This window comes from Bradyrhizobium nanningense (assembly GCF_004114535.1).
In the GTDB taxonomy this organism is placed as follows: domain Bacteria; phylum Pseudomonadota; class Alphaproteobacteria; order Rhizobiales; family Xanthobacteraceae; genus Bradyrhizobium; species Bradyrhizobium nanningense.
Genome location: NZ_LBJC01000007.1, coordinates 59,964 through 77,065, shown reverse-complemented (window position 1 = coordinate 77,065; position 17,102 = coordinate 59,964). Strand labels below are relative to the sequence as shown.

Below are 17,102 nucleotides of genomic sequence, written 5' to 3'. Positions count from 1 at the left end.
TGGATGTCCGTAGCCGGGATGGGGTGACAGCGTCATCCGGGAGCCGACCAGATCGCCAAGGCCGCGGCTTCTCACGCTCACTCGGTCGCCTCCATGCGGTTTCGGTCCACGACCCACAGTGTCCGTCGCATCATGCCCTCGACGATTGCCGCCGATTCGCTTGGACGCAGATAGATCGCCGTGGACTTGAGCAGCCATGGCAACACCGCTTGTTCGAGCCGCTCCTCATAGGCGCGGCGCATCATGTCGAATGCCTGCAGTCCGGGTCCGGCCAGGATCACATGGTGTGGGCGCAGCACGGATATCGTTGCCGCGACCGCCTCGGCAAGCGCGCGACCTGCCTGCTGGAATACATGCTCGAGACGGGGATCGCCGCCCCGCGCTCGCTCGCGCAGCAGGGCCATCTGCGCCTCGGACGGTTGTTGCGACACCGCCGGCGGCAAGTCGAGAAAGGTACGGGCGTCGCGGTAGAGCGCGTAGTCGGCGAGATGGGCCTCGATGCAGCCGCGCTGGCCGCAGCGGCATTGCGGCCCGTTCGATCCCAGTTTGATATGGCCGATCTCACTGCCGGCGCCGGCGCCCCAGCGCGCCTCACCATCGACAACGACGCCCATGCCGACGCCGTGGCCGACCATGATCGTGGCCGAGAGGCCCTGCGCCAGCGCCGGCTCCGCGGCGCAAAGCGCGAGCGCAACCGCAACAGCGTCATTCGCCATCACGACTTCGGCGTCGAAGGCCTGGCGCACCGGCTTCACCAGATCGATATCGGTGACGGAAAGCGCCGGACTCCACAGATGCCGGCCGGTGTCCGCGTTCACGATGCCCTGCAGGGCAATGCCTATTCCCAACAGGCGATGGCGCGGTGTGGCCGTCGCCTCAAGCATCGAATCGATCTGCGCGATCACGAGATCGCATAACGCGCCCGCATCGAGCGCCCGCGTCGCGATTTCGAGCCGCGATTGCGCCAGGCCGGAGCCGCTGAAATCCGCGATCAGTGTTTCGATCAGGTTCATGCGCAGCGAGACCGCAATGATGCGGCCGAACTCCGGGTTCAGGGTCAGCAGCACAGCGGGCCGGCCGCGACGGCGGCCGTTCAGCCCGTCCGCATCGTCTTCGTCCGTGTCGTCGGCCCATGACGTTGCCGCTGTCTCGGTCTCGCACAGCAATTCTTCCGCGATCAGCTTCGACGTCAGGCCGGAAACGGCGGGGAAGCTCAATCCCGTACTCCGGGCGAGCTCCACGCGCGGCAATGGCCCCTGACGTCGCAGGACTTCGACGAGGCGGCCGCGGTTCGAACCGCGGGCGGTGCCTGAAATGCGTCTGGGCGGTTCAATTTGGTCAGCCATGCTGTCTCTTTAGTTCACGACGTGAAATTAATATGCACGGAAAAGCACAGCCGGAAAACGTCGTCTGGGAGCTATATTTACTATTATCGTACCTTATGTACTATTTCCGCTTGAAGAATGAGCCAGTACATCCTGTTTTCGGTGTTTTGCTCTGCGACATTTCTTCGCTGTGTAAATAAAATAGGGCGCAAAAAGCGTCATGAAGCCCTTATCCGGGGTGTCCAAAGGGAGGTGCAGATGAACGGATCGATGAAGAAATTGCTAGTGCCGTTGCTCGCGACCGCCGCGCTCGCGATGGCGACGGGAATGGCACAGGCCCAGCAGAAGAAGACCATCGCGCTGGTCACCAATGTTGCGGCCGACTTCTGGACCATCGCCGGCCGCGGGCTGGAAAAGGCGCAGAAGGAACACCCGGAATACAATATCGAACTGATCGTCACCAACGAAGGCACGGCGGCGGGCCAGCGGCGCGAGTTGGACGACCTGCTGGTGCGCGGCGTCGCCGGTATCTCCATCTCGGTCGACGATGCGCCGCACGCGACCGAACAGCTCAACAAGGTTGCGGCCAAGACCGTGTTGATCACGACGGACAGCGACGCGCCGCAGAGCAATCGTCTCGCCTATATCGGCACCGACAACGTCGCGGCCGGGCGGCAAGCAGGCGAAGAGATCAAGAAGGCGCTGCCGAGCGGCGGCAAGATCGCGCTGTTCGTCGGCACGATGGACGCGGACAATGCCCGCGAGCGGGTGCAGGGGATCAAGGACGCGATCGCCGGCACCAAGGTCGAGCTGGTCGACGTGTTCACCGACCAGGTCGACTTCGCCAAGGCCAAGGCGAATATGGAGAACGTGCTGGTCAAATATCCCGACATCGCGCTCTTGTCCGGCCTTTGGAGCTACGAGACGCCACTGATCTATGACGCGGTCAAGGCGGCGGGCAAGGCCGGCAAGGTGAAGATCGTCGGCTTCGACGAGGACCAGCGCACGCTGCGGGGAATATCCGACGGCACAATCGAATCCACGGTCGTGCAGCAGCCATACGAATTCGGGTATCTCTCCGCCACCAACATCATCAAGACACTGAACGGCGACAAGTCCTGGATTCCGGCTAACAGCAAGCTGATCGTGCCAACCCAAGTGGTCAGCAAGTCCAACGTCGCGGAATTCACCGCAAATCTGAAGGCACTGTTGAAGAAGTGACTTCAGCGCCTTTCGACGCCCGGCTGGCACAGTCGGGCGTCGTGCGGGAGGAAATGAATGGCGGACATCCTGTTCGAACTCGCCGGTATCAGCAAGTCCTATCCCGGGGTCATGGCCCTCGACGACGTCAGTCTGCGTGTGTACCGGGGCGAGGTGTTGGGCCTGATCGGCGAGAACGGCGCCGGCAAATCGACGCTGATGCGCGTGCTGGGCGGCGTGATCGCGCCGAGCGAGGGCGTGATACGCATCGGCGGCACCGACCACGCCCGTATGACGGTGAACGAGGCGACGCAGGCCGGCATCGCCTTCGTGCATCAGGAACTGAACCTTTTCGAAAATCTCGACGTCGCCGCGAACGTCTTCATTGGACGCGAGTTGCTTGTCGGCGGCCCGCTCAAGCTGGTCGACGATGCAAAGATGCATGCCCGCGTGATGCCGCTGCTGGAGCGGCTGGGCGCCGATTTCACCCCGGACACGCTGGTCGACAACCTGTCGATCGCCGAGCGCCAGTTGGTGGAGATCGCCAAGGCGCTCTCGATCGACGCCCGCGTCATCATCATGGACGAGCCGACCTCCAGCCTGACGATTTCGGAGACCGAACGGCTGCTGGAGGTGATTGCGGATCTGAAGGCGCACGGCATCTCGGTGATCTATATCTCTCACCGGCTCAGCGAGATCATGACCTGCGCCGACCGCGTCGTGGTGCTCCGCGACGGCCGCACGGTGGGAGAGTTGGCGCGAGACCAGCTCAGCCATGCCGCAATGATCCGGCTGATGATCGGCCGCGACCTGAAAGCGCTGCATACGCCGCCGAAGCGGTCGCCGCAGCCGGGCGGCTGCGACATCGTCGGTCTCGTGACGTCGGCCTTTCCCGACCGGCAGGTCGATCTTTCCGTGCGGCATGGCGAGATACTCGGACTGGCGGGGCTCGTGGGCGCCGGTCGCACCTCCCTTGCCCGCGCGGCTTTCGGCATTGATCCGCCGCTGGGCGGCGAGATCAGGATCGACGACGCGCCGATCGATGTCGCATCGCCGCGGGAGGCGATCAGGCAAGGCATCTATCTGATGCCGGAGGATCGCAAGAAATCCGGGCTCGTGCTGGAGCTGCCGATCCGGGAGAACGTGACGCTGGCCAGCCTGCTGAATTATGCGCAGATGTGGCTGGTCAGCGCCCCGGCCGAGCGCAAGGCTGCCAAGGAGCAGGTGAGGCGCCTCTCCATCAAGGTGCCGAGCATCGATATGGAAGCCGTGACGCTCTCGGGCGGCAACCAGCAAAAGGTCGTGCTGGGCAAGTGGCTCTCCATGCAGCCGCGCGTGATGTTCTTCGACGAGCCGACCCGTGGCGTCGACGTCGGTGCCAAGAGCGAGATCTACGCGCTGATGCGCGAACTCGCCGACCAGGGCGTCGCGATCGTGATGATCTCTTCGGACATGGAGGAGGTCATTGGCGTCTCCGACCGGATCGCGGTGATGCATGAAGGCAGCGTCAGCGGCGTGCTGGAGCGGCCGCAGTTCAGCGAATACAACGTGTTGCAGCTTGCAATCGGCCAGGCGCTGGAAACCGTGGAAGCGGCTGCGCCATGAACAAGAAAGAACTCGGCCTCGGCCTGCTGCTCGTGGTGATTTCCGCCGTCACGGGCGCGATCAATCCAGCCTTCCTGTCGCTGGTGAACCTGCTCAACATGGCCAATCTGATCGGCCTGTTCGGCGTGTTCGCGCTCGGCGAGGGGCTCGTGATCATCACCGGCGGCATCGACCTCTCGCTTGGCTCGATGTTCGCGCTGCTCGGCGTCGTATTCATCGACCTTCTGACGACTTACGAGGTCCCGTGGCCCCTGGCGCTGCTGGCCGTGTTGCTGGGCGGGCTGGCGCTGGGAGGCATTCAGGGCTTCCTCGTCACCCGGCTGAAGATGCAGCCCTTCATCGTGACGCTGTGCGGCTTACTGATCTATCGCGGCGCCGCCCGCTATTATACGAGCGACTCGACACGCGGCTTCGGCTATGGCGACGAGGCCGCGACGCTGAGCAGCATCGCCTCCGGCAATGTGGCGGGCATCCCGAACACCTTCATCTTTCTGATCATCCTTGCGCTCGTCCTCGGCGTGCTGCTGCACCGCTCGGTCTACGGACGCTGGCTTTATGCCGTCGGCAAGAACGAGGAAGCGGCGCGCTTCTCGGGCATCAACACCAACATGGTGATCGCAACCGCCTATATCATCAGCGGTGGGCTCGCCGGAGTTTCGACGGTCTTGTTCGTGTTCTACACCAACTCGGTGTCTCCGAGCTCCTTCGGCAATTTCTATGAGCTCTACGCGATCGCGGCTGCCGTCCTGGGCGGGTGCAGCCTGCGCGGCGGCGAAGGCTCCATTCTCGGTATCGTGCTGGGGACCGCGCTGCTGCAGGTGCTGCAGAACCTCGTGAATATCCTGGGCATCCCCAATTCCCTGAACTTCGCGGTGATGGGGACGGTGATCTTGATCGGCGTGTTGGCGGATCATCAGTTGCAGGCCCGGCGTCGGCGCAAGATGGCGCTGGCCGGTCTCGCCCGCACGGCGCCGAAATCGACACGTGAAGGACAGCAGGGTGCAGCACCGCGCGGCGTGGACGCGCTGCCGGTGAGAACGGGCGACCAGGCATGACGGATCCAGGCTCCAGTTGACACAAGGCTGCTTCGTGGGCGTGCGGCTGTGATGGTGTGCTGGGGACGGAGCGCGTTTCAGGCTCGAGGGCTTGGGCAGGAACGCGAGGCAACAACGACAAAGCCTGAGACGGCGGGAGGACGAAGAAAATGTTGCGCAGGTTAGTGAGCACCGCATGTGCGTGCGGTGTGGGGATTGCTCTCTCATCGCTGCTTGGCGGTGCGGTACATGCGGCCGATTTTTCGACCAAGGCCGCTCCTGTTCCTTATGCGGCTGACGATTTCTGGACGAGACCGTATCTGTTCGGCGACCTCGGCCGAACCAAGCTGAAGGAGCAGGGCATCGAGCTGGGCCTGACGCTCGGTAACGAATCCGTCGGCAACGTCTCGGGCGGGAGCAGGAACACCGCAGCCAACGCGGGTCAGCTGTGGTTTGGTGCAAAGCTGGATATGGGAAAGCTTGCCGGCATCCCCGGCGGCACGGTCGGCCTCACGCTGGTCGACCGCTTCGGCAAGAACCTGAACACCGAGGCGGACATTCCCGCCTTGCAACTGACCAACGAAGTGTTCGGCCGCGGCAATATCCTGCGCCTGACACAGCTCTATTACTCGCAGAAGCTGTTCGATGACCGTCTCGAACTCAAAGGCGGCCGTCTTCCGGTCGGCTCCGACTTCTTCTTCGGTCTGTGCGAGTTCATCAACCTGACTTTCTGCGGCGGCCAGCCCGGCAACATCCAGGGCGGGTACATCTACAACTGGCCGGTGAGCCAGTGGGCCGGGGTCGTCCACTACAAGATCGCGCCGGAGTTCACGATCTCGGTCGGCGTCTACGACGCCAATCCGGGTTACCTGACGACGTCAGACCCCGGCATCTACTTCTTGCCAGGCATCCCCGCCTCAAACCCCGCCAGTGGCGTGATGGTGCCGGTGGAGTTGGTCTGGACGCCGAAAGGGCCCTTGACCGGGACCTGGAGAGTTGGCGGCTGGTACGACAGCGCCTCGTCGATCGATGGCGGCCTTCCCGGTGTCGTCAGCACCATCCCGGGCGTCGGCGGCGTGCCGGATCAAAACCTCAGCGATCAAAGAGGCCGCTACGGCGTCTACGAGTCGATCCTGCAACGGTTGACCGTCGACGGTCCTGGCGCGGTGGGTTGGTACACCTTCCTCAATACGACCGTTGCCGATCACCGGACGTCGTACCAGGACTACCAGATCGCCCTGGGCTTCCGGCATACCGGAACGTTCAGCTGGCGTCCCCAGGACGAAGTCGGCTTCGCGGTCGGCACGACCCATGTGAACTCGGCGGCCCTCAGCCCCAACGCCGGCGGCAACGAGGTTCCGCTCGAAGTCTGGTACGGCTGGCAGGCGACGGGATGGATGAACCTCAAGTTCGACGCGCAGTATGTGATCAATCCCGGCGGACGCGGCTATAACGCCGTGGGCGTGAAGACCGACAATGCCGTCGTTCTCGGCATGCGCACCGAGGTCCACTTCTGATGTGACGCGAAAGCCGTTCGACGCGAAAGCCCGGACATGCATCCGGTTGTCTTGAACCTTTTGCATGAGAGTGGGCCACCCCATAGGGAATAGGGAGCGTCGCTCCGGTCTTCCCCTTGGCGTTGGAGCTGAACAAAAGAAAAAGCCCGGTCGTGCGACCGGGCTTTTTCCGTCTGGCGCGTAGCCAGCCTCGTAAGGATGGGTGCGCGCGCCGGAATGACGGCGAGGGGGCGGCGCCGCTTGTCCCAACGCACCCGTCGGGCAAACACCGCAAAGTCCGTCAACCCCTCGTCATAAAAATATTCCACTTTCCAGAATTTCGGATTTGTGGCATGGGGCGTCTATTCCGGCCCTGCCAGAGGGGCTTCGCGATCGTCACGAGATGCGGGGTTGGGGTGCGATGGACGCGGCAGCGCCGGCACGGAAAGGCGATGACAGGGCGGGCAACCGTGAGTCAGGCGCGACGCGGTACGATACGGCGCGGTTACAGCGGTTTCGGTCGTCGTCGGAGGCGAGCACACGCGAGCCCCCGGCGATCAGGTCAAACCGTTCGCGGACGGAGAAGTCATGTGGCCCTTGCTGCAAGCCTTATTTCTGTTCTTCATAGAACAGATAACACATAAAGCGACCAAAGACTTAGGCTTATATTCGCCGGCAAGAAGTGGGCCTGCTCGGATCAGCCGGGACCTAATAGGCCCCGTTTCAAGCTTCTCTGCTTGGTCTGATCAAGATCAAAACCGCCTGCCTGCGCGCATGCGATAAAATAACTATGAGTCGCTTTGTCGAAACCGACGAACACTATGATCCGACGACCGTCTGGCTGCATTGGATCACCGTCGCCCTCGTCATTGTCTTATGGGGAATAGGTCAGACCGGAGACCTCTTTCCGCGCGGACCACTCCGCACCGGAGTGTGGTCCACGCACGTCGTGTTGGGCTTCCTCACCGCATTTGTTATCGTGACGCGAGTTGCTTGGCGGGCGCATTTTGGGCGCGTGCTGCCGCCTGCCGATAGCGGGACCCTCTATACGATCGCGAGACTAACGCATTTAGCGTTGTACATCCTGCTTGGCCTCGTGGTCGTGGCTGGCATCATTGATGCCTCGTATCGCGGCTTCAATATCTTTGGACTGTGGTCGGTGCCGCAATTCGGCAGTGGTGACACGGCGACCCGGCATAGTATCAACGAGTGGCACGAGTTCGCAGCCAATGCGCTAGTCGTGGTCGCCGGAGTTCACGCCTTGGCGGCGTTGGGGCACCAATACGTATGGCGTGATCATTTGCTCGACCGTATGCGGCCGTAGCCGCCTCTATTCGGGGCCCGTGGCTTCCTGTGCCTTGTTCATTGTGACCGACGACCGCTTTGCCCCTGCGACGGTTGGGATCGAATTCGTCAAGTGCTCTCTATTAATTACGGCATGGGGTTGTTTTTGATTTTTGCAAAGACGCCGGACGATCGAGGGGAGGCCGGCAGACGTCTCCATCAAGTGTCGGGCAAAACACCGCAAAGTTCGTCAATCCCTCCTCGTAAAAATATTCCTATTTCCAGAATTTCGGATTTATGGCATAGGACACTCATCCCGGCCCTGCCAGAGGGGCGCTTCGCGATCGTCACGAGATGCGGGTTGGGGTGCGGTGGACGCGGCAGCGCCGGCGCGAAAGGCGATGACAGGGCGGGCAACCGTGAGTCATGCGCGGCGCGCTACGACACGGCGTAGTCACAGCGGCCAAGCTGGTACTCGGGGGTGAGCACACGCGAGCCTCGGATGCTTCCGGCGAGGCCGTCCGCGGACGGAGAAGTCGTGTGGTCCCGGCGCCCGGGGTTCTGGCGTCAAACCTCGCGGTGATGTGGCAGCCAACCGGCACGCGCATCGATCAGCGGCGAGGCGACGGGGGCAATAGTGCAACGCTCCCCGAGGAGAGCACGAAGGACACCGTTAAAACCAACCGCGCAGGGAAGGCCGGGCGACCGGCAACACCTGTGATCCACCCCGTGTGCATCTTCATAGCGCACGGATCTGGGGTGCCGCCGGCGCCCGGCCTTTCCTGCGCCCTCTGGCTTTCATGGGGCGTGAACGAGACGCATAGCCCGGGCGAATGCACCGCGGGAATGCGAAGGTGTGTCTGCGATGAAGAGCGCTGATAGAAAGCAAGCCCGTGCCACATACGCCGTCATTGCGAGCGCAGCGAAGCAATCCAGAATCTTTCCATGGAGGCAGTCTGGATTGCTTCGCTGCGCTCGCATGACGGCGAGAGAGAATGACTCGATCTCCTCTCGTGCCCCGGACGCAGCGCAGCGTCCCTTCGACGATGCGCTGCAGAGCCGGGGCCCATGCATCGACACGGCACGCGGCTGCTGGGTCCCGGCTCTGCGCAGCAGCGCAAAGCGCGCTGCAGCGCGTCCGGGACCCGGACAACTCATCTTGCGGCAATGGCCCAAAAGAAAAGGCCCGATCGCGTTCGCGGCCGGGCCTTTGACGTGAGATTTGATCGCGCGCTTACGCCGCGGTCGAAGCCTTCCGCGCCGCCTTCGCCTGCGCCGCCTCGGCTTCGTCCTTGCGGATTTCCGACAGCTTCTTCTGGACCTGCTCCGAGAAGATGTACTGCGCCGGGCGCTGCTTGGACATGTCGATCTCCGGCGCCATCGGGCCCGTGGTCTTGATGCCGCGCAGCGACACCCACATCGCCTTCAGCGGGTTGTTGAGGGCGGCGGTCGCCGCCGTCGGCTCGTAGCCGCAATGGGCCATACAGTCGGCGCACTTCTCGTAACGACCGGTGCCGTAGCTGTCCCAGTCGGTGGTCTCCATCAGCTCCTTGAAGGTTTTTGCGTAGCCTTCACCGAGCAGATAGCAGGGCTTCTGCCAGCCGAAGATGTTGCGCGCGGGCATGCCCCAGGGCGTGCATTCGTATTCCTGGTTGCCGGCGAGGAAGTCGAGGAACAGGCCGGAATGCATGAAGTTCCACTTCTTGCCCTTGCCCATCGCGAAGATGTCGCGGAACAGCTTCTTGGTCTTGGTGCGGTTGAGGAAGTGCTCCTGGTCCGGCGCGCGCTCATAGGCATAGCCGGGGGACATCGAGACGCCGACGCCAAGCTCGACGGTGAGGTCCAGGAATTTCGCGATCTCCTCGGCCGGATGGCCGTCGAAGATGGTGGCATTGACGTTGACGGTGAAGCCGCGCGCCTTGGCTGCCTTGATCGCGGAGACGGCGCGGTCGAACACGCCCTTCTGCGACACCGCCTTGTCGTGGTGATCGCGCAGGCCGTCCAGATGCACCGAGAAGAACAGGTACGGGGAGGGCTCGAACAGATCGAGCTTCTTCTCGAGCAGCAGCGCGTTGGTGCAGAGCGAGACGAACTTCTTGCGCGCGACGAGGCCGCGCACGATCTCGCCGATCTCCTTGTGGATGAGCGGCTCGCCGCCGGGAATCGCGACCATCGGCGCGCCGCACTCGTCGGCCGCGTCCCAGCACTCCTGCGCGGTCATGCGGCGGTTGAGGATCGCATCCGGATAGTCGATTTTGCCGCAGCCGACGCAGGCGAGGTTGCAGCGAAACAGCGGCTCCAGCATCAGCACGAGCGGGTAGCGCTTGCGGCCAAGCAGTTTCTGCTTGAGCAAATAGCCGCCGATACGCATTTCCTTGAAGAAGGGGATTGCCATTACAAGTTTCTTTCTGAGCTTTTCAATTCGGGTGAGTCAGCTCGCAGCCAGTTGGGCCGGAAGCCGGAATTCGATGTTTTCTTCGCGGCCCGGCAGCACCTGGACCTTCACCGGTCCGATCCGCCGCATCGCTTCGATCACGTCATCCACGAGTACCTCGGGCGCCGAAGCGCCGGCCGTGATGCCGACGGTCCTGGCATTCTTCAACCAATCCGGATTGAGCTCGCTGCCGTCGGCAATCAAATAACTCGCGACGCCGGCCTCGGTGCCGATTTCGCGAAGCCGGTTCGAATTCGAGCTGTTGGCAGCGCCCACTACCAAGATCACGTCGACCAGCTTACTCAAGTCCCTTACCGCAGATTGGCGGTTCTGTGTCGCATAGCAGATATCCCGGATATCCGGACCTTGAATATCTGTAAAGCGGGCCTGAAGGGCCGCGATGATGTCCTTGGTGTCGTCAACCGAGAGGGTGGTCTGGGTGATGTAGGCCATTGGCGTATCCGCCGGCAGGGTCAGCGCCTTAACCTCTTGAACGCTTTGGACAAGCAGCACCGGGGCGGGAACCTGGCCCATCGTGCCCTCGACCTCGGGGTGTCCGGCATGGCCGATCAGGATCAGCGTCCGGCCCTTGGTGATGTAGCGCTTCCCCTGATTGTGAACTTTCGTGACCAGGGGGCAGGTGGCATTGAGCACCGGAAGGTCGCGCGCGGCGGCCTCTTCCTCGACGCTGCGGGCGACGCCATGGGCGCTGAACACCGTCACCGCTTTGGGCGGGACCTCGGACAGCTCCTCGACGAAGATTGCGCCTTTGTTTTTCAGGCTCTCGACGACGTATTTGTTGTGCACGATCTCGTGGCGCACATAGACGGGCGGGCCGTACTTCTCCAGTGCCCGTTCCACGATTTCGATCGCACGCACCACGCCCGCGCAAAAGCCGCGCGGTTGCGCCAAATAAACTTCCATGGGACGCCCATCACGCAAGTTGCACCAATCCGCTTCTAAGTCCCCGGCGTCATGCCGATACTGACCAATGAGTTGCAATATCCGCACCATTGGTTCGCGCACGCGGTAGCCACCCACCCCCGTTGGGGCTCCGGCGCATGGAGGCGCAAGACTTTGTGTCAAAAAATCGGCAGCAAGGAAAGGTCGAATGAAACCTCCAGCGCCCGACAGTGTGATTTTGTCGGTAACATAGTAAGGTAACGGCCTTGAGCGTGATGGGTAGCCGAGCTTCCCAGTCTTTCGTCACTTTCCCGCCTCAACTCCCCGCCTATACCGACCGCCCCGCATGGTTTTGCCCGGGTCTCCCGCCGTTTACCTCGAACCTTCTCGCGGCGAGAACCACCCAAAACAGCAATAGGTTTCGCCTGGGAACTCCGATAAACAGCGGGCGTTTCCGGCAAGCTGTTAACCGCAGAAAGAAAAGAAGTGCTGCAAAGCGTCGTCGTTGCCATCGTCAGGGCCTGCACCCGGCTTGCCTCCCTCGTCGTCGTTCTCGGACTCCTGCTGGCGGTGGGCGCGGGCTATTACGCGTCCAAGCACTTCGCCATCAACACTGACATCAATTCGCTGATTGCCCAGAATCTGGACTGGCGCCAGCGCGACCAGCAGTTCGATCGCGCCTTCGACCGCGATGCGACGATCACGGCGGTCGTCGAGGCCAAGACCCCCGAAATGGCGAGCGCGGCGTCGGACGCGCTCTACGCCAAGCTGAAGGACGACAAGACCAACTTCCAGTCGGTGCAGCAGCTCGGCAGCGGCGAGTTCTTCGAGAAGAACGGCCTGTTGTTCCTGCCGACCGAGGAGGTCGGCAAGATCACCGGCCAGTTCGAATCCGCTGCGCCCCTCATCGAAATCATGGCCGGCGATCCCTCGATCCGCGGCCTGACCGGCGCGCTGGAGACGGGGCTTGCCGGCGTCAAGCGCGGTCAGGTCAAGCTCGACAACACCGCGCGGCCCTTCAACCTGATCGCGCAGACCGTCGAGACCGTGCTCAACAAGGGCAATGCGAGCTTCTCGTGGCGCGAGCTCGTCAGCGACGAGCCGCTGTCGGATAGCGACAAGCGCGCCTTCATCGAATTCAAGCCGATCCTCGACTACAATGCGCTGGAGCCCGGCAAAGGCGCTACCGACGCCATCCGCAAGGCCGCAGCGGATCTGGATTTTCCAACCAAGTATCAGGCGCGGGTGCGGCTGACCGGCCCGGTCCCGATCGCCAACGAGGAATACGCCACCGTCCAGGAAGGCGCCGTCATCAACGGCATCGGCACGGTTCTCGTCGTGCTGGTCATCCTGTGGCTCGCGCTGCATTCGGCGAAGATCATCTTCGCCGTGTTCGTCAATCTCTTCGTCGGCCTTGCGATCACGACCGCGGCCGGCCTGATGATGGTCGGATCGTTCAATCTGCTGTCGATCGCGTTCGCGGTGCTGTTCGTCGGCCTCGGCGTCGATTTCGGCATCCAATACAGCGTCCGCTACCGCTCGGAGCGCTACAAGCACAACGATCTTTCGGGCGCGCTGGTGCTGGCGGCCAAGCGCTCGGCGGTGCCGTTGTCGCTCGCGGCGATGGCGACGGCCGCCGGCTTCCTCTGCTTCATGCCGACCGACTACAAGGGCATCGCGGAGCTCGGCCAGATCGCCGGCGTCGGCATGCTGGTGGCGTTCCTCTCGTCGATCACCGTTCTGCCGGCCATGCTGAAGCTGCTGAACCCGCCCGGTGAGAAGGAGCCGGTCGGCTATGCCTTCCTGGCGCCGCTCGATCACTTCCTGGAGAAGTATCGTGTGCCGATCGTCGGCGGCACGTTGCTGCTGGCGCTCGGCGGCCTGCCGCTGCTCTACTTCATGAAGTTCGACTTCAACCCGATGAACCTGCGCAACCCGAAGGCCGAATCGATCGCGACCTTCCTCGACCTGCGCAAGGACCCCAACACCGGCGCCAATGCCATCAACGTGATGACGACGTCGGAGGAGCAGGCAAAGCAGGTCGAGGCGAAGCTGGAGAAGGTGCCCGAAGTGCTCAGGGTGATGTCGCTCGACAGCTTCGTGCCGCAGGACCAGCCGCCGAAGCTGAAGCTGCTCGCGCAGGGCGCCAAGGTGCTGAACCCCGCGCTCAACCCCGATCAGATCGATGCGGCGCCGTCGGACCAGGAAAACGTCGAGGCGCTGAAATCCTCGGTCGACAATCTGCGCCGGACCGCGGGCGAGGCCAAGGGTCCGGGTGCGGTCGCCTCGCGCCGTCTGGCAGACGCGCTCGAAAAGCTCGCCAATGGCGACGAGGCGACGCGCAACAAGGCGCAGGACGTGTTCGTCACGCCGATGAAGATCGTGTTCGACCAGCTCAGAAATGCGATGCAGGCCGGGCCCGTCACCCTGAACTCATTGCCGCCCGATCTCGTCAGCGCCTGGAAGAGCAAGGATGGCATCATCCGCGTCGAGGCGCTGCCCAAGGGCGATCCCAACGATAACGACACGCTGCGCAAATTTGCGGCGGCGGTGCTCGTTGCCGAACCGACCGCGATCGGCGGGCCGGTCTCGATCCTGAAATCCGGCGATACCGTGGTGCGGGCGTTCATCCACGCCGGCATCTATGCGCTGCTGGTGATCGGCCTCCTGCTGTGGATCACGTTGCGCCGGTTCGTCGACGTGCTGATGACCCTGGTGCCGCTCCTGGTTGCGGGGGCGGTGACGCTCGAGATCTGCGTGTTGATCGGCCTGCCGCTCAACTTCGCCAACATCGTCGCGTTCCCGCTGCTGCTCGGCGTCGGCGTCGCCTTCAAGATCTATTATGTCGTGGCCTGGCGCTCAGGCCGGACAAACCTGCTCCAGACCAGCCTAACGCGCGCGATCTTCTTCAGCGCGCTGACGACGGCGACCGCGTTCGGCAGCCTGTGGCTGTCGAGCCATCCCGGCACATCCAGCATGGGCAAGCTGCTGGCCCTCTCGCTGGTGACGACGCTCGCGGCCGTGCTGCTGTTCCAGCCGGCCCTAATGGGCAAACCCCGCAATCTCAGGGAGTAGGCAGATGTCGCCGACCGGATCGGCGGCGCCCTTCTGAGCGGGTTTGGCTGCGCCGGCGGCCTTCGGGGCTGCCGGAGCAGGCGCGGGTGCGGCGGCAATCGTCGTGCTTGCGGCTTTGGGCGCCGCGCCGGCGGGCTTCGGCGCGCCCTTGGCCATGGCGTTGGCGGTGCTCAAGGGGATCGGCGGGCCAACCCGGGTCCAGGTCTCGCCACCGCAGAGGAAGCCCATCACGCAGCCCTTGATTTCGAGTTGGTCGGTACCCGAGGGCGTGATGGTCGCGCTATAGATCTGGCCGTCCTGGGCGTTGTAGACTTGGCCCTCCCACTGATCGGCGCCTGACGTCTTCTTCATGTCGATCAGCGTCACCATGCCCAGCGTCGGCCTGTTCTTTTTCGAGACATCCGGATTGTTCTCGTCGCGCCCGCCGGGCTTCTTTTCCCAGGCAACGGCACCCCACATGCTGCCATTGCATTGGGCGACGCGGATGTTGGCGACGCCATCGGCGACCCGCCAATCGCCGGTGGGGTCGGCGGCGAGGGCCGGGGTCAGGCAGGTGTAACCGCCAGCCAGTATTAGTCCGGTGTAAAGGGCCAAACGCATGATAGTTCCTCGGCAGTGCAACATGGTCTAAAGCTGTGCTTGCGAAGATGGTCCGAAAAAGGGCAAAAGGCCGCACAGACCGTTTTCAGTAACGGTCCCTTTTCAGTTGACGAGACGACCCTCAACCGAAGTATGTAACGGATGCACAGCCCAAATCCAGACATGTCTCAGCTATTCGCGGACCGTCAGGCCCAGCGCAGCACCCTGCATAATCGGTATCTGAACGAGCAGTTCGTTCGGGTCCTCAAGACCATCGGCTACGATGTCGGCTTCCAGAAGGGGCAGGGGCAGTATCTCTACGATCGCGACGGCGCGCGCTACCTCGACCTGTTGTCCGGCTTTGGCGTGTTTGCGATCGGACGCAATCATCCGGTCATGCGCGATGCGCTCAAGAGCGTGCTCGATGCCGACCTGCCCAATCTCGTCCAGTTCGACGTCTCGGTGCTCGCCGGCGTGCTGGCCGAGCGGCTTCTGAAATACGTCCCCTATCTCGACAAGGCGTTCTTCGCCAATTCCGGCGCCGAATGCGTCGAAGCTGCCATCAAATTCGCGCGCGGCGCGACGGGGCGTCCCGGCATCGTCTATTGCGCCCATGGCTATCACGGCCTGACCTATGGCGCGCTGTCGCTGACCGGTGATTCGAATTTCCGCACCGGCTTCGAGCCGCTGCTGCCCGGCTGCACCCCGATCCCGTTCAACGATCTGGCCGCGCTGGAAAAGGCGCTGGCCTCGCGCGAGGTCGCGGCCTTCGTCGTCGAACCGATCCAGGGCAAGGGCGTCAACATGCCCACCGACGAGTTCCTGCCCGGCGCGGCCGCGCTCTGCAAGAAATACGGTACGCTGTTCGTCGCCGACGAGATCCAGACCGGCATGGGCCGCACCGGCCGCTTCCTCGCGGTCGAGCACTGGAACGTCGAGCCCGACATGGTGCTGCTGTCGAAGTCGTTGTCCGGCGGCCACGTACCAGTCGGCGCTGTGCTGACGCGCAAGAGCATCTTCGACAAGATCTTCAACCAGATGGACCGCGCCGTGGTGCACGGCTCCACCTTCTCCAAGAACGATCTCGCGATGGCCGCCGGCATCGCCACGCTTGATGTCATGGAGTCCGAGAAGCTGATCGAGTCCGCCGCCAAGCGCGGCGCCGAGCTGCGCCTCGCGCTGACGCGGATGGTGCCCGGCTACGAGCTGATGAAGGAAGTCCGCGGCAAGGGCCTGATGATCGGCGTCGAGTTCGGCCCGCCGAAATCGCTGCGCCTGCGCGCCTCCTGGAACGTGCTGGAGGCCGCCAACAAGGGCTTGTTCTGCCAGCTCATCACCGTGCCGTTGTTCAAGGATCACAAGATCCTGACCCAAGTCGCCGGCCACGGCAGCCACACCATCAAGCTGCTGCCGCCGCTCACCATCACCGAGGAAGACTGCAGCTGGATCGAGAAGGCGTTCGACGACGTCATCGCCGGCAGCCACAAGGTCCCCGGCGCGATCTGGTCGCTCGGCAAGACGCTGGTCGACAACGCGGTGCGAAGGTCGGCGTAAGGCCGATCGCTCAGGCCACCCTAGGCTTGTTTACGGTCTCGATGCGGTCGAGCGCCTTGCCGAGATCGCGTCTGGCGATCTGGATGTCGTAATCGTTCTGAAGATTGAGCCAAAGCTCGGCGGTCGTGCCGAGCGCCTTGGCGAGACGAAGTGCAGTGTCGGCAGTGATTCCGGTCTGCTCACTCGCAATCCGCTCGATCCGCGTGCGTGGTAGGCCGCATGTCTTGGCGAGTGCGCCGGCGGACATATCCAGCGGGATGAGAAATTCTTCCCGCAGGACCTCGCCAGGGTGCATGGGCTTGAGCTTCTTGGCCATCGTCGTGCTCTCCTAATGATGGTCCACGATCTCGACCTCAGCTGGACCGTCTGCCGTCCAGACGAAGCACACCCGGAACTGGTCGTTGATTCTGATCGAATGCTGTCCCTGCGATCAGCCATGAGCGCCTCGAGGCGGTTACCTGGCGGCGCCCTTAAGTCACTGAGTTCACCTGCAGCGTGAAGATAGCGCAATTTCCGGCGTGCAACCTTACCAAGTCGGCCGGGAAGCCCTTGGGACTGTCGCCGCTAAAGACCGCTTCAGTACTCTATCCCGAAACGTCCTGATCACTCAAGC

12 protein-coding genes and 1 pseudogene are annotated in these 17,102 nt (G+C 63.0%); 7 read left to right on the top strand and 6 right to left on the bottom strand.

All coding sequences use genetic code 11. From position 1 onward, the window contains the following. Window positions 1–77: 77 nt before the first annotated feature. The gene (locus tag XH84_RS04310) at window positions 78–1,346 is read right to left on the bottom strand and encodes an ROK family protein (protein ID WP_128917083.1); all 1,269 of its coding nucleotides are present in this window, start codon (window positions 1,344–1,346) and stop codon (window positions 78–80) included. A 237-nt stretch (window positions 1,347–1,583) separates the two neighbouring features. Here XH84_RS04310 and XH84_RS04305 point away from each other — a divergent pair, with 237 nt between their 5' ends. The 5 genes from XH84_RS04305 to XH84_RS04285 all read left to right on the top strand — a co-directional run bounded on the left by XH84_RS04305 (window position 1,584) and on the right by XH84_RS04285 (window position 7,984). After that, a complete protein-coding gene (locus tag XH84_RS04305) occupies window positions 1,584–2,546 on the top strand; it encodes a sugar-binding protein (RefSeq protein ID WP_164935925.1) in 963 nt (320 codons plus the stop codon). 57 nt (window positions 2,547–2,603) lie between these two features. Continuing rightward, complete coding sequence (locus tag XH84_RS04300; RefSeq protein WP_128917084.1) at window positions 2,604–4,130, top strand: sugar ABC transporter ATP-binding protein; 1,527 nt, start codon at window positions 2,604–2,606, stop codon at window positions 4,128–4,130. Beyond that, window positions 4,127–5,185: an ABC transporter permease gene (locus tag XH84_RS04295; protein ID WP_128917085.1), complete on the top strand. Its 1,059-nt coding sequence runs from the start codon at window positions 4,127–4,129 to the stop codon at window positions 5,183–5,185. The genes XH84_RS04300 and XH84_RS04295 overlap by 4 nt, the downstream gene beginning before the upstream one ends. A 149-nt stretch (window positions 5,186–5,334) precedes the next feature. Then, window positions 5,335–6,681: a carbohydrate porin gene (locus XH84_RS04290; RefSeq protein ID WP_128917086.1), complete on the top strand. Its 1,347-nt coding sequence runs from the start codon at window positions 5,335–5,337 to the stop codon at window positions 6,679–6,681. Window positions 6,682–7,450: 769 nt separating this feature from the next. Beyond that, window positions 7,451–7,984, top strand: coding sequence for a cytochrome b (locus XH84_RS04285; RefSeq protein WP_128917087.1), 534 nt, complete (start codon window positions 7,451–7,453; stop codon window positions 7,982–7,984). Between the two features lie 1,194 nt (window positions 7,985–9,178). On the opposite strand, the gene hpnH is transcribed toward XH84_RS04285, so the two are convergent. Beyond that, complete coding sequence (hpnH, locus tag XH84_RS04275) at window positions 9,179–10,339, bottom strand: adenosyl-hopene transferase HpnH (RefSeq protein ID WP_128917089.1); 1,161 nt, start codon at window positions 10,337–10,339, stop codon at window positions 9,179–9,181. A 36-nt stretch (window positions 10,340–10,375) separates the two neighbouring features. After that, window positions 10,376–11,302: a 4-hydroxy-3-methylbut-2-enyl diphosphate reductase gene (gene ispH / locus XH84_RS04270; protein WP_128917090.1), complete on the bottom strand. Its 927-nt coding sequence runs from the start codon at window positions 11,300–11,302 to the stop codon at window positions 10,376–10,378. Between the two features lie 465 nt (window positions 11,303–11,767). On the opposite strand from ispH, the gene hpnN reads away from it, so the two are divergent. Next, window positions 11,768–14,356 (top strand): hopanoid transporter HpnN, encoded by a 2,589-nt coding sequence (hpnN, locus tag XH84_RS04265; RefSeq protein ID WP_128917091.1) that lies wholly within the window; start codon window positions 11,768–11,770, stop codon window positions 14,354–14,356. Here hpnN and XH84_RS04260 read toward each other — a convergent pair. After that, window positions 14,324–14,956: a DUF2147 domain-containing protein gene (locus XH84_RS04260; RefSeq protein WP_164935926.1), complete on the bottom strand. Its 633-nt coding sequence runs from the start codon at window positions 14,954–14,956 to the stop codon at window positions 14,324–14,326. The genes hpnN and XH84_RS04260 overlap by 33 nt on opposite strands. A 141-nt stretch (window positions 14,957–15,097) precedes the next feature. Between XH84_RS04260 and hpnO the strand changes: the two genes are divergently transcribed. Beyond that, window positions 15,098–16,489 (top strand): aminobacteriohopanetriol synthase HpnO, encoded by a 1,392-nt coding sequence (gene hpnO, locus XH84_RS04255; RefSeq protein WP_128917093.1) that lies wholly within the window; start codon window positions 15,098–15,100, stop codon window positions 16,487–16,489. Between the two features lie 10 nt (window positions 16,490–16,499). On the opposite strand, the gene XH84_RS04250 is transcribed toward hpnO, so the two are convergent. Continuing rightward, on the bottom strand, window positions 16,500–16,805 hold the full coding sequence (locus tag XH84_RS04250) for a HigA family addiction module antitoxin (RefSeq protein ID WP_128917094.1): 306 nt from the start codon (window positions 16,803–16,805) through the stop codon (window positions 16,500–16,502). A gap of 12 nt (window positions 16,806–16,817) precedes the next feature. Beyond that, a pseudogene (locus tag XH84_RS04245) lies at window positions 16,818–17,096 on the bottom strand (type II toxin-antitoxin system RelE/ParE family toxin). Window positions 17,097–17,102: the final 6 nt, after the last annotated feature.